17 protein-coding genes are annotated in these 18,003 nt (G+C 64.9%); 9 read left to right on the top strand and 8 right to left on the bottom strand.

Going from position 1 to position 18,003, the window contains the following annotated elements; genetic code table 11:
* Window positions 1-61 precede the first annotated feature (61 nt).
* The 5 genes from A3K89_RS26010 (at window position 62) to A3K89_RS14650 (ending at window position 6,024) form a co-directional block, all read left to right on the top strand.
* Window positions 62-226 (top strand): hypothetical protein, encoded by a 165-nt coding sequence (locus A3K89_RS26010; protein ID WP_165839676.1) that lies wholly within the window; start codon window positions 62-64, stop codon window positions 224-226.
* Between the two features lie 68 nt (window positions 227-294).
* A complete protein-coding gene (locus A3K89_RS14670) occupies window positions 295-741 on the top strand; it encodes a GtrA family protein (protein WP_068427256.1) in 447 nt (148 codons plus the stop codon).
* Between the two features lie 60 nt (window positions 742-801).
* Entirely contained in the window at window positions 802-3,015 is a 2,214-nt protein-coding gene (locus A3K89_RS14665; RefSeq protein WP_068427255.1) for a DUF2254 domain-containing protein, read from the top strand.
* A 114-nt stretch (window positions 3,016-3,129) separates the two neighbouring features.
* Complete coding sequence (locus tag A3K89_RS26375; RefSeq protein WP_254303539.1) at window positions 3,130-4,392, top strand: acyl-ACP desaturase; 1,263 nt, start codon at window positions 3,130-3,132, stop codon at window positions 4,390-4,392.
* A 78-nt stretch (window positions 4,393-4,470) separates the two neighbouring features.
* The gene (locus A3K89_RS14650; RefSeq protein WP_068427254.1) at window positions 4,471-6,024 is read left to right on the top strand and encodes an acyl-CoA carboxylase subunit beta; all 1,554 of its coding nucleotides are present in this window, start codon (window positions 4,471-4,473) and stop codon (window positions 6,022-6,024) included.
* A 36-nt stretch (window positions 6,025-6,060) separates the two neighbouring features.
* On the opposite strand, the gene A3K89_RS14645 is transcribed toward A3K89_RS14650, so the two are convergent.
* The 4 genes from A3K89_RS14645 to A3K89_RS14630 are packed head-to-tail and all read right to left on the bottom strand — an operon-like array spanning window position 6,061 to window position 10,749.
* Window positions 6,061-6,738: a response regulator gene (locus tag A3K89_RS14645; RefSeq protein ID WP_302050735.1), complete on the bottom strand. Its 678-nt coding sequence runs from the start codon at window positions 6,736-6,738 to the stop codon at window positions 6,061-6,063.
* Complete coding sequence (locus tag A3K89_RS14640; RefSeq protein WP_068427342.1) at window positions 6,731-8,338, bottom strand: sensor histidine kinase; 1,608 nt, start codon at window positions 8,336-8,338, stop codon at window positions 6,731-6,733. The genes A3K89_RS14645 and A3K89_RS14640 overlap by 8 nt, the downstream gene beginning before the upstream one ends.
* 20 nt (window positions 8,339-8,358) lie before the next feature.
* Window positions 8,359-9,744 carry a GntP family permease gene (locus A3K89_RS14635; protein WP_068427252.1) on the bottom strand — a complete coding sequence of 462 codons (1,386 nt, stop codon included), beginning with the start codon at window positions 9,742-9,744 and terminating at the stop codon, window positions 8,359-8,361.
* 24 nt (window positions 9,745-9,768) lie between these two features.
* Window positions 9,769-10,749 (bottom strand): Bug family tripartite tricarboxylate transporter substrate binding protein, encoded by a 981-nt coding sequence (locus tag A3K89_RS14630; protein ID WP_068427250.1) that lies wholly within the window; start codon window positions 10,747-10,749, stop codon window positions 9,769-9,771.
* A gap of 121 nt (window positions 10,750-10,870) precedes the next feature.
* Between A3K89_RS14630 and A3K89_RS14625 the strand changes: the two genes are divergently transcribed.
* The gene (locus tag A3K89_RS14625) at window positions 10,871-11,575 is read left to right on the top strand and encodes a M50 family metallopeptidase (RefSeq protein ID WP_068427248.1); all 705 of its coding nucleotides are present in this window, start codon (window positions 10,871-10,873) and stop codon (window positions 11,573-11,575) included.
* Here the strand turns inward: A3K89_RS14625 and A3K89_RS14620 are convergent.
* From A3K89_RS14620 to A3K89_RS14610, 3 genes are all read right to left on the bottom strand, one after another.
* Entirely contained in the window at window positions 11,520-12,983 is a 1,464-nt protein-coding gene (locus tag A3K89_RS14620) for an NAD(P)/FAD-dependent oxidoreductase (RefSeq protein WP_068427247.1), read from the bottom strand. The genes A3K89_RS14625 and A3K89_RS14620 overlap by 56 nt on opposite strands.
* Window positions 12,984-13,110: 127 nt before the next feature.
* Complete coding sequence (locus tag A3K89_RS14615; protein ID WP_068427246.1) at window positions 13,111-14,163, bottom strand: quercetin 2,3-dioxygenase; 1,053 nt, start codon at window positions 14,161-14,163, stop codon at window positions 13,111-13,113.
* Window positions 14,160-15,026, bottom strand: coding sequence for an alpha/beta hydrolase (locus A3K89_RS14610; RefSeq protein WP_068427245.1), 867 nt, complete (start codon window positions 15,024-15,026; stop codon window positions 14,160-14,162). Before A3K89_RS14610 ends, A3K89_RS14615 begins: the two co-directional genes overlap by 4 nt.
* Before the next feature lie 72 nt (window positions 15,027-15,098).
* Between A3K89_RS14610 and A3K89_RS14605 the strand changes: the two genes are divergently transcribed.
* Window positions 15,099-15,710, top strand: a complete 612-nt coding sequence (locus A3K89_RS14605; RefSeq protein ID WP_068427241.1) for a TetR/AcrR family transcriptional regulator — start codon at window positions 15,099-15,101, stop codon at window positions 15,708-15,710.
* Window positions 15,711-15,720: 10 nt separating this feature from the next.
* On the opposite strand, the gene A3K89_RS14600 is transcribed toward A3K89_RS14605, so the two are convergent.
* Window positions 15,721-16,062: a hypothetical protein gene (locus A3K89_RS14600; protein WP_068427340.1), complete on the bottom strand. Its 342-nt coding sequence runs from the start codon at window positions 16,060-16,062 to the stop codon at window positions 15,721-15,723.
* A gap of 129 nt (window positions 16,063-16,191) precedes the next feature.
* Here A3K89_RS14600 and A3K89_RS14595 point away from each other — a divergent pair, with 129 nt between their 5' ends.
* The gene (locus tag A3K89_RS14595; RefSeq protein ID WP_068427240.1) at window positions 16,192-16,929 is read left to right on the top strand and encodes a lysophospholipid acyltransferase family protein; all 738 of its coding nucleotides are present in this window, start codon (window positions 16,192-16,194) and stop codon (window positions 16,927-16,929) included.
* 54 nt (window positions 16,930-16,983) lie between these two features.
* Window positions 16,984-17,742, top strand: coding sequence for a 3-oxoacyl-ACP reductase FabG (gene fabG, locus A3K89_RS14590; protein WP_068427338.1), 759 nt, complete (start codon window positions 16,984-16,986; stop codon window positions 17,740-17,742).
* The last annotated feature ends 261 nt before the right edge of the window (window positions 17,743-18,003 follow it).

The following is an 18,003-nucleotide window of genomic DNA, read 5'->3' as shown; positions in this document are numbered from 1 at the left end:
GGATTCGATCGAAGTTCGGCAGCCCAGTACGGTAAGGGGCGACACCGGGAGGTAAGTAGTAATGGAAAGTATCGGCGCGTTCATCGGAATGGTCGTTGTTGTACTCACGATCGTGCTCGTCGTCTTCGGATGCACGATGCTGTTCATTGCATCGGTGAAGCCGGACATCATGAACTTCGACCTGACGCGCCGCTCGCGCAAGAAGCTCGAGAAGGACCGCTCCTGAGCAGTCTCCTCTGGAGACTTAGGTCATAGCCGGGACCGATCCGGCCGCCCGTGCGGTTGTATGTTTCCGTGGCAGATACCGCAGACGTGCAGATCGATGCATGCGGTCCGAGATTGAAGGCGCGGCTGCGAGGTGAGACCGCCCTCGCTCAGTTCGCGCGCTTCGTCTTCGTGGGTGCGTCGAGCAACGTTCTGTACGCAGTCGTGTTCGTCGTCCTTGCTGCTCTCGGATCGTTCGTCGCGAACATCGCAGGAATCGCGGCCAGCACGGTACTCGCGAACGAGCTTCACCGCCGCCACACATTCCACGCCGCCGAGCGCGTCGGGTGGTTCCAGGCGCAGTGGGAAGCGGGTGGCCTCGCCCTCGTCGGTCTCGCTCTCGGAACCGTGGCACTGGCCGCGGTGCACGTTCTCTTTCCCGGCGCATCCGCCGTCGCGCAGATTCTCGTCGTCATCGCGGTCAGCGCCGCCACCGGCGCGCTGCGATTCCTCGCGTTACGCGGTTGGGTGTTCTGACGCACGTCACGGTGCCCCGGCGATAGGCTGACCACGCTCGCCGTAGCGAGGAGGCCTGTGATGGGGAGATGGTTCACCGAAGCGGTCGTGGACACCGGACGTCTTCCGCTGTTCTTCCTGCTCGTGTCGTTTCTGCTCGCCTTTCTGTTCATCCGGTTCAGCGTCCGCATGATCCGCGCCGAAGTCTCGTGGTGGCCGGGCAACGTCACGCCCGGTGGCATGCACATCCACCACGTCATGTTCGGCCTCGTCATGGTCCTCGTGTCGGGGTTCGCGCTCGTCGCTCTCTCCAGTTACGAGACCCCGGTCGCCAACTGCATCCTGGCCGGCGTCTTCGGCGTCGGCAGCGCGTTGATGCTCGACGAGTTCGCATTGATTCTGCATCTGCGCGACGTCTACTGGGCCGAGGAAGGACGGTCGTCGATCGACGCCGTCTTCGTCGCGATCGCGATCTCCGCGCTGTTCCTGCTCGGCGTGCACCCCATCGGTTTCGCCGGTGACTTCGAGGCCTATCAGCAGAACAGGTCGCTGCTGACGCTCGTCGCCGTGCTGGTCGTGATCTTCGGGCAACTGGTGCTCGCTGCGATCACGGTGCTGAAGGGGAAACTCTGGACCGGCCTGGTCGGGTTGTTCTTCGTACCGCTGCTCGTCGTCGGCGCGATCCGACTCGCCCGTCCGTCGTCTCCGTGGGCTCGGTGGCGGTACACCGACAAACCGGAGAAGCAGACGCGAGCCTGGGTGCGCGAGAAGCGTTTCCGCGAACCCGTAGTCCGCGCGAAGATCGTCGCGCAGGAAGCGTTGTCCGGACGCTTCGGTGTTCCGATCGAGGTACCCGAACCGGCGGAACCGCAGGTGGCGATGCCGGCGCGTACATTGCCGAATCGGCTGGTGGCGGGGATTCGCTGGACCCGAACGCGCCGACGCCTCAGGCGAACTCCGGTGTGGCGGTTGCCCGCGATTCTGGTGACGCTGTCGATCGTGCTCGCGTTCGTGTTCGTCGCGCTCGACGACGAATTCGGCTCCACCGACGGCGCTGTCACCACCTCGAGCGAACTCGACATCGGCGCCACGGCGACGCTGCTCAGCGTCATCGCGGGCGGCATGATCACGCTGACCGGTCTGGTGTTCACCGCGATCACCCTCGCGATGCAGTTCGGGGCGTCGCAGATCTCGGTGCGCGTCGTGCCGCTGCTGCAGCAGCAGTCCGTGATGCGGTGGTCCATCGGGATGTTCCTGTCCACGTTCGTCTTCTCGGTCATCATCGCGTCGGATCTCGCGCTGTCCGGAGAGTGGACGGCGCCGGTCGTCTCGACGTCCGTCGCGATCCTGCTGTCGTTCGTCAGCGCATTCCTGTTCATCGCACTCGTGGCGCGCGTCGGCGTCGTGCTCGACTCGGCACGGTTGTTGAGATGGATTGCTGCGCAGGGTCGTTCGTCGATAATCCGGATGTACCCGTCGAGTTCGCCGGTGTCGCGCGGCGCCCTCGCCGCATTCGTGCTTCCGCCGGACGAGCCGACGGGCACGACGACGGTGCGCTTGAAGCAACTGTCGCCGGACGGCCGAATCCTCCTCGCGGTGAACTTCGTTTGCATCGAACGGCTCGCGCAGAAGTGGGGCGTGTCCATCGAGTTGATGCCGACGATCGGCGAGTTCGTCGCGCAGGACGCAGTGCTGTTCGAGATCGAAGGACCGCAGCTACGGGTCAGGGCGCATCAGCTGATGGCGTGTCTCGTGTTCGGGGACACGCACAGTCCGACGGTCAGTCCAGCCGCTGCCCTGCAGGCGATCGTCGACATCGCCCTGAAAGCGCTGTCGCCCGCGATCAACGACCCCGGCCGCGCCGTGCAAGCGATCGATCATCTCGAGGATCTCTTGATGACGATCGCACCCCGCGTCCGCACCGACACCGACGACTCGACGCCTACACGCATCCGCGGGACGCGTCGCACCTGGGACGATTACGTCACCATCGCCACCGACGAGATCCGACACTTCAGCACCAACTCCACGCAGGTTCAGCGTCGATTGCGGTCCCTCTTCGTCACCTTGCTCGCGTCGTGCCCGCCGGATCAGCACCCGCCTCTGCTCGCACGCATGGACGCCCTCGACGCACAGGCCGCGCGTGAGTGGAAGGGCGATCTCGATCTGCGACTTGCCAGTGTCGCGGACCCGCAGGGTCTCGGTTCCGAGCGCGGGTCGTCGGGAAGAGTTCTGCCGCTCGTCGTCGGGACCAGGCAGCGCGGCGAGGAGAACGGATCGCGAGACGATCTGTGAGCACGCCCAAGCAGGCCCCGCGCGGGCTTCCGACTTCTAACAGACTTCCTCGCAGTCCGCGCTCGGCGTCGTCGAACGCACCTACGCTCTCGTAGGTAATCGATTCGAGGAGGCATGTCCATGGTCAGGGAACTGACACAACTGGAGTTGCTGCGTGAGCTGGTCCCCGCCGCCGAGGACAACGTGAACCGCCACTTGTCCATGGCCAAGGAATGGCATCCGCACGACTACGTACCGTGGGACGCGGGCCGTAACTTCGCCGAACTGGGTGGTGTGGACTACGACCCGGAGCAGAGCAAGCTCTCCGAGGTCGCCAAGGCTGCGATGATCACCAACCTGCTCACCGAAGACAACCTGCCGTCCTACCACCGCGAGATCGCCGAGAACTTCTCCCAGGACGGCGCCTGGGGCACCTGGGTCGGACGGTGGACCGCCGAGGAGAACCGGCACGGCATCGTCATGCGCGANGCTGCGATGATCACCAACCTGCTCACCGAAGACAACCTGCCGTCCTACCACCGCGAGATCGCCGAGAACTTCTCCCAGGACGGCGCCTGGGGCACCTGGGTCGGACGGTGGACCGCCGAGGAGAACCGGCACGGCATCGTCATGCGCGACTACCTCGTCGTCACCCGCGGCGTCGATCCCGTCGCGCTCGAGCAAGCCCGCATGATCCACATGACCAACGGTTTCGCATCCCCCGCCGGATCGCAGACCGGACTGCTGCATTCGGTGGCGTACGTGACGTTCCAGGAGCTCGCGACGCGCGTCTCGCATCGCAACACCGGCAAGGTGTGCGACGACCCGATCGCCGACCGCATGCTCCAGCGCATCGCCGCCGACGAGAACCTGCACATGATGTTCTACCGCAACATCAGCGCCGCAGCCCTCGACATCGCACCCGACCAGACGACGCGCGTCTCGCATCGCAACACCGGCAAGGTGTGCGACGACCCGATCGCCGACCGCATGCTCCAGCGCATCGCCGCCGACGAGAACCTGCACATGATGTTCTACCGCAACATCAGCGCCGCAGCCCTCGACATCGCACCCGACCAGACGTTCGACGCGGTGTGCAATATCGTCATGAACTTCCAGATGCCCGGCGCCGGAATGCCGAACTTCCGCCGCAACGGTGTCCTGATGGCAAAGCACGGCATCTACGACCTGCGTCAGCACCTCGAAGAGGTCGTCTGGCCGGTCCTGCGCAAGTGGAAGATCTTCGAGCGCGAGGACTTCACCGGCCGCGGCGAGACCCGTCGGGAAGAACTCGCCGCGTTCCTCGAAGACCTGGAGAGGCAGGCCACCAAGTTCGAGGAGATGCGCGACCGTTCGCTCGCCCGCGACGCCGCGAAGGCGGAGCGACAAGCGTCCTGAATCACGCGAAGGAGGGGCCGCTCCGCCAGTCGGGGCGGCCCCCTCGTGTACCGACTGCGACCGACTGCGACGAAAGATGTGTTCGTGACGACTGCGGAAAAGATCGAGGCTCTACGGGAACGTTCGGCTCGCGCGCGCGAGCCCGGAAGCGAACGCGCGCGCGCCAAGCGCGCAGCCGCCGGGTTGCCGACTCCGCGTGATCGGATCGATGCGTTGCTCGACCCGGGTAGCTTCGTCGAATACGGCGCGTTGATGCGGGCGCCGGGCGGTGCGGACAATCCGTACGGCGACGGTGTGGTGACCGGGCGGGGAACGGTCGACGGCAGGCCCGTGGTGGTGTACTCGCACGACAACACCGTGTTCGGTGGCTCTCTCGGAGAGATGTTCGGCCGCAAGGTCGTTGCCATGATGGAGCTCGCCGCGAAGACCGCATGCCCCATCGTCGGCATCAACGATTCCGGCGGTGCCCGCATTCAGGACGCGGTGACGTCGCTGGCGTTCTACTCCGAAATCGGTAGGCGCCAGAGATTGTTGTCCGGTCTGGTTCCGCAGATTTCCATCATGCTGGGAAAGTGTGCGGGCGGAGCGGCCTACTCGCCGGCATGTACGGACTTCATCGTTGCGGTGCAGGACCAGGCGTACATGTTCGTCACGGGGCCCGACGTGCTGAAAGCGGTGACCGGCGAGACGATTTCGGCCGAGGATCTCGGCGGCGCGACGAAACAGGCGAGCTATGGCACCGTGCATCACGTCGCCGACTCCGAGGCCGACGCATTCACCTGGGTCAAGACCCTTCTCGGCTACCTGCCGAGTAGCTGCCACGAATCGGCTCCCCTGGTCAACCCGGGTTTGGAACCTCACCTGACCGACACCGATCTGGGTCTCGACTCGTTTCTTCCCGACTCGGACAACACCGCCTACGACATGCACGACATCATCACCAAGGTGTTCGACGACGGCGAGTTCCACGAAATCGGAAGTATGTACGCTCCCAACGTCATCACGGCGTTCACGAGGGCGGACGGCCGGACCGTCGGGGTGGTGGCCAATCAGCCGACGCATCTCAGCGGGGCACTCGACATCGCGAGTTCCGAGAAGGCGGCGCGGTTCATCTACATCTGCGACGCGTTCGCGATCCCGGTCGTCTTCCTCGTCGACATCCCGGGCTATCTGCCGGGACTAGAGCAGGAACGAGCCGGGGTCATCTATCGCGGCGCGAAACTCCTTGCGGCAGTGATCGAATCGACTGTTCCGAAGGTGACCGTCGTGATTCGCAAAGCATACGGCGGCGGGTATGCCGTCATGGGGTCCAAGAACCTCGGTGCCGACCTGAATTTCGCGTGGCCGACGGCTCGAATCGCGGTGATGGGCGCCGAGGGTGCCGTCGGGCTGCTGAAGCGACGGGAGATCGAGGCGGCAGGCGAGGACGGGCCGAAGGTGCGGCAGAAGTTCATCGACTTCTACAACGAGTTCGTGGCCACCCCGTACACCGCTGCGGAACGTGGATACATCGACGCGGTGATCGAGCCGTCGGCGACGCGGCTCGAGATTCGGAAAGCGCTGAAGTTGTTGGCGGACAAGACTCCTGAGCCGCTACCTCCGCGTCGCCGGTCGCTGCTGCGTCCGGTGTGACAGGAACCCGTGTGACGCATACGCCCGGCCGCCGGTTCAGCGTGTCGCGCGGTAGCGATGAACCGGTCGTCCGGCTCGGCCGTATTCGAGCCGGACGCTGAGCACCCCTGTCGACGCATAGTGTTCGAGGTATCGCCTGGCGCTGACGCGTGAAAGTCCGGCCAGCTCGGCGCATTCGCCTGCCGAGACTTCACCGCCTTCGTCGACCGCCGCCAGGACGAGTTGCCCGGTACCTGCACTGAGCCCCTTGGGGAGCGAGGCGGGTGCGGTTGCGGGGGCACCGAACAGCGAGTCGATGACGGACTGGTCCACCCCACCGGGATCGGCCAGGGCCAGCGCACGACGTCGAAAGCCGCTCAGCTTGTCCGCCAGCTGCGGATACTCGAAGGGTTTGACCAGGTAGTCGGTGACTCCGCCGTGCAGGGCTCGGCTGACGGTGTCGAGCTCTCGTGCGGCGGTGATGACGATGACGGCGGTAGCGTTGCCTTCCCCGCGCAATTGCTGCAGGGCATCGAGCCCGGACCTGTCGGGAAGGTAGACGTCCAACAGCACGAGGTCGGGGGCGTGCTCGTGAACAGCGGCTACCGCGTCGGCGGCCGTGTGGGCGACACCGACGGTCTCGAAGCCGGCGGTGGAATCGACGAACCGTCGGTGAATCTCTGCGACCATGAAGTCGTCGTCGACGACCAGCACGCGGTACTTCCGGTCAGTCACGACGATCGACTCTATCGGGTGGCAGCGACGAGGTCGGGATTCTCACCGTGAACAGGGCGCCACCGGTCGAATCGGAATCGGCGACGCGCGCGGAACCCCCGTACTGCGAGCTGACGATTCGGACGAGTGCGAGCCCGATCCCGCGCCCACCGGGCGCATCGGGTTTGGTGGTCACCCCGCGGGAGAACACTTCGGTGCGCATCTCGGCCGGCACACCGGGCCCGGAATCGGCGACCTGTATTTCGATGTCCTCGGAATCGTCGATGCTGACGACGATGCGCGCGTCGTCGGTACCGGCGGAGGCGTCGACTGCGTTGTCGACGAGGTTGCCGAGCACGGTGATGACGTCGGTCGCCAGAATCGGATCCAGTGCGGCGAGATGCGAGCCTTCCTCGAGCTCCAACGCCACCCCGGCTTCGGCCGCCAGCGAGGTCTTGGCGATCAGCAGGGCCGCCACTGCGGGATCGGAGATGGCCTGTGTGACAGACGCATTGATCTCGGCACGCCGACGGGTCAACGCGCCGACGAAGTCCGTCACCGCGGCGTGGTCGCCGAGTTGGTTCAGCCCGGAGATCGTGTGCAGTTGGTTCGCGAACTCGTGCGTCTGCGCGCGAAGAGTGTCGGTCACGGATCGATGGGAGCTGAGTTGGCTTTGCATCCTTGCCAATTCGGTGCTGTCGCGCATGGTGGTGATCGTTCCGATCCGTCGTCCCTTGCTCGAGGCCGCTCGGCGACTGAGGACCAGAACTCTCGAGGCAGTGGTCAGCACCGAATCCCCACTCCCGTCGGGATTCTTCAGGTAGTCGCGAATCGTCGGTTCCAGGGCGAGATCGTCGACGGTGCGTCCGATTGCGTCGTCGATCCCGAGAAGTTCGGCGCCCGAGTCGTTCAACACCGTCACGACTCCGTCGGGATTCACGGCGATCACTCCCTCACCGATACTGTGCAGCAACGCTTCTCGATGGTCGGCGAGATGCGCGATCTCCTCGATCTCCAGTCCCCGGGTGTGGGTCTTGACGCGTCGGGACAGCAGAATGGACCCGACCAGGCCGAGGCAGGCGCCGATGCCGAGGTAGAGAAGAAGCGGTGGCCCGGCTGCGACGAGCAGTTCCCATGTCGACGGGTAGGCCGTGCTGACCGCCACGACACCTCGGACCTCGCCCGACGGCGACAGAACGGGAACGTGACCGCTGATGGACCTACGGCCGTCGACCACAGCATCCCCGCTCCAGGCTCGGCCCTCCGGCGCGAGACTGTCTCCGAGTTCCGCGGGCCTGCCCGTCCGATCGGGAATGGACGACGCGACGATCACGCCGGATGCGCCGACGACGTCGGCAATGCCTGCGCCCGACAGATCGACCGCGCGCCCGACCTCGGGGGCGAGTACGCGGTCGGCCTCGGGTGCATTCGACTGTGCCCGCACGACGGGCGTCGACGCCAGGTTCTCCGCGACGGCGATCATCCTGGCGCTCTGACCGGCGCGGAATTCCGAGCTCGATTGGTGAATCGAGACGCCTGCGACGGCGACGAGCACCACCGCGACCACCACCAGTTGCAGCAGAAGGACCTGGCTGGCCAGGCTGCGGGGGCGTCGTCTCATACCGTCGCCGAACCCTCGGGTCACACGGACGCGATCACGTACACGACGCCGGACAGAGCGAATCCGACGATCGAGATCAACGTCTTGATGACACTCCAGGTCTTGAAGGTCGTCGGGACGTCCATGCCGAGCAACTTACCGATGAGCCAGAAACTCGCGTCGTTGACATGCGGGAAGATCGACGAGCCGGCCGCGAGCGTCAGGATCATCGCGACGGTCTGCACCGGGTTCAACCCCGCAGCCATGATCGACGCGCCCAGCAGACCTGCCGACGTCGTAATCGCCACGGTGGCCGTTCCGAGCGCGATGCGCAGGATGGCAGCGATGATGAAGGTCGACACGATCAACGGGAGACCGAGGTCGCGCAATGTCTCGGCCAAGGCGTCGCCGATGCCACTTGCCAGCAGTACCGCACCGAACATGCCACCCGCGCCGGTGATCAGTACGACGGGTGCGATGGGCTTCAGCGCATTGTCGAGCAGATCCTCGACGTAGTCGGCTGTGCGGCCTCGGCGAAGCGCGAGTACGTACGTCGACACCAGAACGGTGATGAGGAGCGCGACGGGTGTGGATCCGATGACCTGGGGAACGGTGACCCAGGGAGACTCGGCGTCCAGCGTCCCGGTGCGTGCTGCCGTCGTGACGGCCGTGTTGGCGAAGATCAACACCAGCGGAAGCATGAGCAACGCGATGATGGTGCTCGGCTTCGGTGGGTCCTCGACGGTCTCGACCCGCGGTCCCCCACTCAACAGGTCCGGTACCGGAAGGTCGATGCGTTTACCGATGAACGTGCCGTAGAGGTATCCCGCGATGTACCACGTGGGAACCGCCACGACGATTCCGATGAGGATCGTCAGGCCGACGTCGCCACCGAGCAGGACGGTCGATGCCACCGCGCCCGGATGCGGGGGAAGGAAGACATGCATCGTGGACAACGCTGCCGCTGCAGGCAATACGTACAGCAGCACACTCCCACCCAGTCGACGCGCGACGCTGAAGATGATGGGGAGCATCACCATGAACGCTGCATCGAAGAAGATCGGGAAGCCGAACAGCAGTGACGCGACGCCGAGCGCGAACGGAGCACGTTTGTCGCCGAACCTGCGAATCAGGGCGTCGGACAGTGCTTGGGCGCCACCACTGATCTCCGCCAGACGCCCGAACATGGCTCCGAGTCCCACCAGCAGCGCCACCTCGCCGAGGGTGGCGCCGAAGCCGTCGATCAGTACGTCCTGGATCTCCGAGATGGGGATCCTTGTCGCGAAAGCTGTTGCTATCGAGACGATCACGAGTGCAAGGAGCGGGTGCACCTTGAACTTGATGATCATCACCAGCAGCACTGCGATCGCCACGAGTGCGATCGAGAGCAGGGCCGGTGTGGAGAGGGTCTGGACCCAGTCGTCCACGAGAAGTCCTTCCGTGATTCTTTTCTAACGAGGTATATGGAGATCTTCGAGCGTGCGTCGCATTCGAAGATCCTCTGCCGCAAGGAATTCGGAGAATTCATCACCCGGCAGGAAGGAATCGGCCCAGCGATGCCGAGCCAGGGCGTCGTGCCATTCGTCGGACTCACGCATCGTGCGCAGCACGTCGACGATGTCGTTTCTGGTCACAGCGGGAATGTCTGGGGGAGCGACGAATCCGCGCCAGTTCGTGAACTCCAGATCGATTCCGGAGTCGCGGAGCGTCGGGGCATCCTCGGTCGGGTTCGACACCGCCAGTATCCGTAGCGATCCCGCGTCGACCTGATCGATGTACTCACCTGCGCCCGCGATTCCCACGTCGACGCTGCCGTCGATGATCGCGGTGAGGAGGTCGCCCGCGCCGTCGAAGGTGACGATGTCGAGCGTGTTCGGATCGATCCCGATCGTCCGGGCGAGTTCGACTGCGAAGACGTGGTCCGGTCCGCCGACGGCCGAACCCGCGCCGACGGTGAAGGCACGGGGATTCGCACGCCAGGCTTCTGCGAGCGACGCTGCCGAACCGAGAGGGGAAGCCTCTCCGACCACGAGAGCCTCGGGCTCGTCGACGAGTCGCGCGAGTGCTGTGGCGTCGGACAGTTTCCACGGTGAGTTGTCCACCTGCGCGGCGCCGACGACGCCCACACCGACCATCGCGATCAAGTTCTCGTTGCCCGACTCGCGCATCAGCCGCGCGAGCGCGACCGATCCGCCACCGCCGACGACGTTGAACTTCTCGATCGACCCGGTGAGGTCACGGTTCTCGAGGATGCGAGACGCGGTCCGAGCGGTGACGTCGTAACCGCCGCCCGGGGTATTCGGGATGAGCATCCGTAGTCCGGAGAGGTCCGGTTCCGACGACAGCGCCGAGCAACCGACCGACAACGCCAGCGGGAGGGCCGCCAGGGTCGTCAGTGCGCGTCGTCGCGTCATCTGGTTCGAGATGTTCATCGACGTTCATCTTGCCGACGGTCGTGACCGTCGTCACGTATACGAAACCATTGGACGTATTGGTCTTTGTGGTCGCTCGGCGCCGGCCCTGGCGTGTATCGGCGCTCGCCTAGAGTGTGGTGTGCAGCAATTCTGGGACCGCATTTCCGCGGTGAGTCCTGACCCGCCCGCGTGGATCGTTCAGGTGGCCGCGGTGACGGCGCTACTGATAGTCCTGATTCCGCAGACCTGGCGGATCGCGCGCAACGTCGTGACGATTGCTCACGAGGGCGCGCATCTGTTCGTCGCGTTGATCACCGGCAGACAGTTGATGGGCCTTCGTCTGCATTCCGACACGTCCGGAGTTGCGATCTCGAAGGGAAAGCCGACCGGGCTCGGCGTCGTCGCCATGACGTTCGCCGGCTACGTCGGGCCGTCGTTGCTGGGGCTCGGCGCCGCTCTCGTACTGGGCACGCAGCATGCCGTGGCGGTGCTGTGGATCGGCGTGATCTCGATTGCGTTGATGCTGACCATGATTCGCAATTTCTATGGATTGCTGTCGTTGGTCACGGTCGGCGCGCTGCTGTTCGCCGTGTCCTGGTGGGGAACGGGCGAACAGCAGGTCGCGGCCGCGTACTTCATCACGTTCTTCCTGCTGATCGCAGGGCCGAGGCCCGTCCTCGAGCTGCAGCGGTCGCGCAGCGCGGGACGGGCCAGGGATTCCGACGCGGATCAGTTGGCCCGGCTGACGTTCCTTCCCGGAATCGTCTGGGTGGGCCTGTTCCTGCTGGTTACCGTCGGCTCTCTTGCAGTGGGAGCGTGGCGGATTCTGGTTCCGGTGCAGTGACTTCGGGGGCGGCGACGGGGTCGTTGCCGGTGAAGTAGAACATCGCCCGCCGGGCGTCGACTTGTTGCTCGGTGATGGCGAGCTGGCCGCGGCCTTTGGAGAAGAATGCGGTGAGCCAGGAGATGACGGTGGTCAGGCGGCTGCGGAAGCCGACGATGTAGAGCAGGTGGACCAGCAGCCACATGACCCAGGCGATGAAGCCGGTGATCTTGATGGGTCCGACCTGTGCGACGGCGGAGAACCGTGACACCGTTGCCATCGAGCCCTTGTCGAAGTACTTGAACGGGGTGCGCTCGGGAACGTCCTTGCCTGCACGCACGGCCTCGACGCCGTCTTCGATGACCCGGGCTGCGTAGCGTCCGCCCTGGATGGCGACCTGGGCGACGCCGGGGAGCTTGTCCAGACTCATCATGTCGCCGACGACGAACACCTCGGGGTGTCCGGGCAGGGTCAGGTCCTTGTTCACCAGGACGCGGCCCGCGCGGTCGATCTCGGCGCCGGACTGCTCGGCGAGGGTCTTACCGAGGGGGCTGGCGGCGACACCGGCCGACCAGACCTTCGTCTTCGCCGAGATGCGTCGCACGGTGCCGTCACTGTCCTTGACGGTGAGGCCGTGGGCGTCGAGGTCGGTGACCATGGCGCCGAGTTGGATGTCGACGCCCATCTTCTCGAGCCGCTTGGCCGCGGACTGGCCGAGGGAGTCGGCGAACGGCGGCAGGACTTTCGGGGCGGCGTCGAGGAGGATGACCTTCGCGCTGCGGGAGTCGATGTGGCGGAAGGTGCCGTCGAGAGTCTTGTTCGCGAGTTCGGCGATCTGTCCTGCCATTTCGACGCCGGTCGGGCCTGCGCCGACGACGACGAAGGTCAGGAGCTTCTCGATCTCGGCGGGATCGGTGGCGAGTTCGGCCTGGTCGAAGGCGCCGATGATGCGGCCGCGGAGTTCGAGGGCGTCGTCGATGGTCTTCATGCCGGGGGCGTATTCGGCGAAGTGGTCGTTACCGAAGTAGGACTGCCCTGCTCCTGCGGCGACGATGAGGCTGTCGTAGCTGGTCTCGGTGACGCGCTCGAGGAACTGGCTGGTGACGACTCTGTTCTCGAGGTCGATTGCGTTGACTTCGCCGAGGATGACCGAGGCGTTGTGCTGGTCCTTGAGGATCAGGCGGGTCGAGGGTGCGATCTCGCCTTCGGAGAGGATGCCGGTGGCCACCTGGTACAGCAGTGGCTGGAACAGGTGGTGGGTGGTCTTCGCGATCAGCGTGACGTCGACATTGGCCTTACGCAGTTGTTTCGCTGCGAACAGGCCGCCGAACCCGGAGCCGATGATGACGACGTGATGCCGGTGCACCCGCTGCGCGAGGGCTGGGGTGAGTTCTGGCGTGTTGGACACGGCTGCGTGGGAGGCAGACATGGATGTGTCCTTCCGAGTTCGGGACGGGCCGGTTCGCGGTCTGTCGTGTGTGCTGTGTCACGATGGTGCTTGAAGAGTACACCACTTCGTGTGCATATGTTAAGACAATTTTGACCGGTCTAAGAAATTACCGTCGAGCTGGCGGCGGTCCCACCACGACGAGGTCCAACTCGGCGCGAGCGCGAGCAAATCCGGACTCGGGGAACGAGCCGGGATTCAACTCGTCGTGGACGTTGTCGTCCGTGGGTGTGTTCATGTATTCGAAGAATTTCTCGAAGATGCCGGTGGTGAGAATCCCGAGCATCTGAGTGCTGTTACCGTCGAACGCGAAGCTGTGGACCGTTCCCGCGGGTGCGTGTACGAAGTCGCCCTTCGTGAGCAGGATCTCCTGGCCGTTGACGTGCAGCAGAATTCTGCCCTCGGTACAGAAGAAGTTCTCGGTGTGTGCGCGGTGGAAGTGCCGGGGAATGTAGGGGCTCTTGGCGCCCCGCGTGTGCACCGCGAAGTAGGTACCAGCGGTGTTCCTGGAGCGCGCAAGGTAGGTGTTGAGCTGCCCCGAGCTCTTCCACCGCTCACCCTCGCCCGCCTTGACGACGAACGGTGTCGCGTGATGGGGCAGCGCCTTCCCGGTCAGTGCCGGGCGGTCGACCTTCTCGAGGTCCGCGTAGCGGATTCCGAACTGATCGGCGAGCTCCGAATCGCGCAACGGCGAACTGGTTCCGGTGAACACGTGCGACTGGGTGGCGGTGCCCTGCGCCGTGGCCATGGCATGGCCGTCCCCGGCGGTGGTCCAGCTCAGAAACTTGTTGGCGTGAGCCGTCATTCGGTACGCGTACGGGGTGCCCGCCGGGATCGTGGCGGAGTCGCCGGGGATGAGGACCTGGGTCTCGCGGGGGAGCCACAATTGGATTCGGCCTTCCAGAACGTACAGGAAGGTGTGCTCGCGATCGTGTGCAACGAACGGAGTCTCCACGCCCTTGCCTCCGTAGACGTAGGCGGCGCCGAATTGCCCGCCGGTGTCCTCCGGGCGAGCGATGACGGTGACGAGTTGACCACCGAGGTCGTACCGAAGGCCCTCGCCGGACGAGATGAAGTAGGGAGCGCACCGCCCCGGTAGGCGATCGACTTCGGGAATCAGCGAATGTGTGTCCTCGATGGACGGAATCTCTGAGGTGGTCACGCGGAAAGTCCTTGTCCTAGATGGTGTTCGAAGAATCGTGCAATGATGTCCATCGACAGATGGCCGTGCGTCGTGGTGTCGCGTCGGATCTCGGCAGGGGCGTCGGGCTCGGCTTCGAGCCGACCCTGGTCGAGAAAGACGCCCGGACCCAACTCGAGAACGGTGCCGGGGTTGAAGAATCCGTGCCCGAAGTTCTGCACGAGGTACAGGGTGGAATCGTGGCGCGCCGTGCGTAACGCGTCGTGCAGCGCGATGCTGTGCGACGCAGGGACGAGTGTGTCCGCGGTGCCGTGCGCGATCAGAAACGGCGGGACGCCGGTGCCGACCTGCCATGCAGGGCTTGCAGCTCGGGCGAGTTCGACGTTCTCGCGTAGGGGGCCGCCCAGTAGAGCGGCCTCGGGTGAGTCGTCGCTCTGGCTCTCGAAGGTCGTCGGTCCGTAGCCGTCGACGACGGCCTGAACGGCACTGCTGACGCCGTGTGGCTCCTCGCCGTCGAGAGCGAGTCGACTCGAATGGATGCCGGTCAGTGCAGCGAGGTGTCCGCCTGCGGACGATCCCCACATACCGATCCGGTTCGGGTCCACCCCGAACTCGTCGGCATGGTTCCTCAGCCACCGAACGGCCGCGCGGACGTCGTGTAGCTGGCCGGGGAACGTCGTGCCCGGAGTAAGTCGGTAGTCGATCGAGACCATGACGAAACCGCGTTCGACGAAGTGGCGTGCGAAGTCGGGTCGCGCTTTCCTGTCCTGCATCCGCCACCCGCCACCGTGCACCCACACGATCGCGGGGCGATTCGATGCCCCATCGGGGGCGACGACGTCGAGTAGAAGGCCGGGTGCGAACTCGATGTCGAGGTTCTCCATGCATCAACCGTACACCAAAACAAAGGATTCCTTGTTTTCGTCGAAAGACGGGCGCGAGTACTGTCGTGCGTCATGGCGCGTGGGAGGTACTCCGTCGGAGACGAGCGAAGGCAGCACATCGTCGAGGCGGCAGCGGCGCGATTCGCGAGCGAGGGGTACCACCGCACCGCGATGACCACGATCGCGTCGGACGTCGGTATCAGCGAAGGTGGGCTGCTCCACCACTTCCGATCGAAGAAGCATCTGCTCGTGGCCGTCGCGCAGGAGCGCTTCGAATCGTCCGCGAGGTGGTGGGACGCGTTGCCCGACGACGTGATCGGGCTGGCGACGCTTCAGTACATGGTCGATGCGACGCGTCGATATCTCGCCGAGCCGGGGCTGATCTCGTTGGTCGTGCTGGTCAACGCCGAAGCTGCGGACCCGTCGAGCCCGGCGCACGAGGTGTACGCAGGTCGGTACGACATCGCGGTGCAAGGATTGGGTGAGCGCCTGCGAGCCGGGATCGACCGTGACGGCTTGGACCCCGACATCGACTACGACGCCGTCGCGCGTGAATGCCTGGCCGTCAGCGACGGACTACAGCTGCAATGGGTCATGAGCAACGGGACGATCGACATCGTCGCCGGCGTGAAGGCGCACATCGACCGTCTCGGACCGGCGCTGCGTCGTCGAGGAACTACCTGATTCGGCCGGGCTAGCGGTCGTGCGTCGTGCGGTCGTGTGGCGTGTTGTCGTGCGGGGTGCGCTCGCCTGTGTTGCGATCCACGTCGAACACCACATCGGGTGAATCCGGATGGTACACAACGGGAGTCGGGTCTTGCGCGTTCTTCGCACTTGCGCGGAAGCACAGCAGGCCGGTCGTGAAGATGGCGATCACGGCGATGCCTGCGATCAACGCCCATCCTTCGAAGCCGCCCCCGAGGGCCACGATGAATAGCCCGGCGGACACCAGGCCGAGCAACATGCAGGCGAGTCCGGTGCGATTCTCGGCCGTCTTGATCCAGCGAGGGTTACGTGGTTTCTTCTGCTCTGCCATGGTCCTCAGTCCCTTCAGGTTGCCGTCGGTGCGCACGAGTGGCTGCCGTGTCGCATACCCGGCAAACCGGGACTTACACGTGAACGAAGGAGCGGTGGTGGCCCGCGTCCGACCGTCTAAGCTTTCCGCATGGAGCGCCCCGCCGTAGTTCTCGAAAACGATCAGGCCGTCTACGACTTCTATCTACGGCACCAACAGAACCGGCAGGTTGCGCGTCTCGCCTATGCAGCCCTCGCCCGACGCTTCAAGCCTCGGCTGAGTTACCCCGACGGTGCACGCGAGGAGTTGCGCAGGCTGGTCTACGACGACGCGCGGCTGATCATCGCCATCAATCACCTCACCGAGACCGACCCCTACACCGTCGCGGCCACGGCATGGTCGAGTCCGCTGCGTCCCGTCATCGGTCGCACCCGGGTGCTGGCGAAGGACGAGCTGTTCCAGGAATCGAAGCAGCGCAGGCGAATCGACATGATGGGCGGCATCCCCGTGTTTCGCGGCAAGAATCACGGCATGCGGGCCGTCAGCGCAGCAGGGAACCGCATGATGGACATCAGCGCCGAAAGAATGCGACGGGGAGACGACCTCGCGGTCTTCCCCGAGGGCACGTGCAATCTGGAGGATCCGACGCAGGTCCAAAAGGTCGGCAGCGGGATCGGCCATATCGCAGTGCGGGCGCGGAAACTCGGGGTCGAACCGATCCTCGTCTGCATCGGTCTGAGCTACGGGCCCGAATCGACCAAGCTGAAGTCCGCGTCGGTGTACATCGACACGCCGATCCGAGACCTACCGGACAAACCGATCGACATTGCCCGGGTCGTGTCGACCGGACTGCAGAAAGCCGTCGACGGTGCGGTAGCTGCGTACTGAGGTTTGGTAGAAACAGTTCGAGGTTCTCATCGATCGCAACTTCAGGAGATGCACGTGAGTGATCAGATCAAGACTGCCGTAGTGACCGGAAGCGCCCGCGGAATCGGCGCAGCCGTCGCCAAGCGTCTGGCCAAGGACGGATTCGGTGTCGCTGTCGTCGACCTCGACGAGTCCGCCTGCGCGGACACCGTCGGCGCCATCCAGTCCGCGGGCGGGCACGCCGTCGCCATCGGCGCGAACGTCGCCGACGAAGAATCGGTTCGAACCGCAGTGGACCGGATCGCCTCCGAGTTCGGTGCCCCGACCGTTCTCGTCAACAATGCGGGCATCACCCGTGACAACCTTCTGTTCAAGATGACCGTCGACGATTGGGATTCCGTTCTGGGCGTGCATCTTCGCGGCTCGTTCCTGATGACGCGTGCGGTGCAGAAGCACATGATCGATGCGAAGTGGGGTCGCATCGTCAACCTGTCGAGCACGTCGGCTCTCGGCAACCGTGGACAGGCGAACTACGCGGCCGCCAAGGCGGGTATGCAGGGCTTCACGAAGACCCTCGCTATCGAGCTCGGCAAGTTCGGTGTCACCGCCAACGCCATCGCACCCGGCTTCATCGAGACCGAGATGACGGCGGCCACCGCGGAGCGAGTCGGAGTGCCCTTCGAGGACTTCAAAGCCGCTGCGGCAGCCCAGATTCCGGTCAACCGCGTCGGACATCCCGACGACATCGCGCACCTCGCGTCGTTCTTCGTCAGCGAGGGTGCAGGCTTCATCTCGGGTCAGGTCGTGTACGCCGCGGGCGGCCCGAAAGATTAGTGCGGCTTCGCCGCCCGTGCGTGGATGGTCGGACTCTGGAGCTTGTTGCTTAATCGGTGTGCGGGCGGGCGGCTGGTGGCTGGTGTTTTCTGGTGGCCGGTGGCCGGTGGCTGGTGGCTGGTGGTGGATGTTGTCGGCCACCGGCCCCTGCCGTGTCAGGCGGCCAGTGCGCCTCGGGTGATTGGCTGGCTGGTGAACAGTCGGAGCAGGTTGGTTGTCGCGGCGGCGAGTTTGAGTTCGGCGTTCACAGCCGCTAAACCG

This window comes from Rhodococcoides kyotonense (assembly GCF_001645385.1).
Taxonomy (GTDB): domain Bacteria; phylum Actinomycetota; class Actinomycetes; order Mycobacteriales; family Mycobacteriaceae; genus Rhodococcoides; species Rhodococcoides kyotonensis_B.
The sequence above is the reverse complement of the archived record's forward strand: the minus strand, read 5'-3'. Positions and strand labels throughout refer to the sequence as shown.

What these genes read in the sequence shown, in the direction of transcription:
- A3K89_RS26010 (WP_165839676.1), top strand. Translation starts at nt 62, where the DNA reads ATGGAAAGTATCGGCGCGTTCATCGGAATGGTCGTTGTTGTACTCACG.
- A3K89_RS14665 (WP_068427255.1), top strand. Translation starts at nt 802, where the DNA reads ATGGGGAGATGGTTCACCGAAGCGGTCGTGGACACCGGACGTCTTCCG.
- A3K89_RS14640 (WP_068427342.1), bottom strand. Translation starts at nt 8,338, where the DNA reads ATGAGACGACGCCCCCGCAGCCTGGCCAGCCAGGTCCTTCTGCTGCAA.
- A3K89_RS14630 (WP_068427250.1), bottom strand. Translation starts at nt 10,749, where the DNA reads ATGAACATCTCGAACCAGATGACGCGACGACGCGCACTGACGACCCTG.
- A3K89_RS14620 (WP_068427247.1), bottom strand. Translation starts at nt 12,983, where the DNA reads ATGTCTGCCTCCCACGCAGCCGTGTCCAACACGCCAGAACTCACCCCA.
- A3K89_RS14610 (WP_068427245.1), bottom strand. Translation starts at nt 15,026, where the DNA reads ATGGAGAACCTCGACATCGAGTTCGCACCCGGCCTTCTACTCGACGTC.
- A3K89_RS14605 (WP_068427241.1), top strand. Translation starts at nt 15,099, where the DNA reads ATGGCGCGTGGGAGGTACTCCGTCGGAGACGAGCGAAGGCAGCACATC.
- A3K89_RS14600 (WP_068427340.1), bottom strand. Translation starts at nt 16,062, where the DNA reads ATGGCAGAGCAGAAGAAACCACGTAACCCTCGCTGGATCAAGACGGCC.
- A3K89_RS14595 (WP_068427240.1), top strand. Translation starts at nt 16,192, where the DNA reads ATGGAGCGCCCCGCCGTAGTTCTCGAAAACGATCAGGCCGTCTACGAC.